General features: G+C 63.7%; 1 protein-coding gene and 1 pseudogene. Both read right to left on the minus strand.

Annotated features, from left to right (window positions below; translation table 11 throughout):
- Window positions 1-47: 47 nt before the first annotated feature.
- A complete protein-coding gene (rplL, locus tag EN906_RS36310) occupies window positions 48-425 on the minus strand; it encodes a 50S ribosomal protein L7/L12 (protein WP_127375880.1) in 378 nt (125 codons plus the stop codon).
- 54 nt (window positions 426-479) lie between these two features.
- Window positions 480-644: pseudogene (locus EN906_RS36315) on the minus strand (50S ribosomal protein L10); the annotation flags it as partial.

Consider the following 644-nt stretch of genomic DNA (forward strand, 5'->3'; position numbering starts at 1 on the left):
GGCGAAGGGAGTGGCGGACGGCGCGAGGCCGCCCGCCGCTTTCACGATTACTTCAGGTCGACCTTGGCGCCGGCTGCTTCCAGCTGGGCCTTGAACTTGTCAGCGTCGGCCTTGGAAACGCCTTCCTTGACCGGCTTCGGAGCCGCTTCGACCAGATCCTTGGCTTCCTTGAGGCCAAGACCGGTGATGGCGCGGACTTCCTTGATGACGTTGATCTTCTGAGCGCCTGCCTCGGTGAGGACGACGTCGAATGCCGTCTTTCCCTCGACCGGAGCAGCAGCGGCCGCACCACCGCCAGCGGCGGCAACAGCCACCGGAGCAGCGGCGGAAACGCCCCACTTTTCTTCCAGAAGCTTCGACAGCTCGGCCGCCTCGAGGACGGTCAGCTTCGAAAGGTCGTCTACGATCTTTGCGAGATCAGCCATTGTTGTGTTCCTTCATAAGGTTCGAACGTGTGTTTGTGATAGCGAGGAACGGCCTCATGCCGCCTCGTCCTTCCGGGCGTAAGCGCCGATGACGCGCGCGACCGAGGCCGCTGGCGCATTGACGATCTGGGCGATCCGGGTTGCCGGCGTGGCGATCATGCCAACCAGCCTGGCGCGCAGCTCATCGAGCGACGGAAGTGTGGCGAGTGCCTTCACACC

The sequence above is a fragment of the Mesorhizobium sp. M7A.F.Ca.CA.004.06.1.1 genome, assembly GCF_003999135.1.
GTDB lineage: Bacteria > Pseudomonadota > Alphaproteobacteria > Rhizobiales > Rhizobiaceae > Mesorhizobium.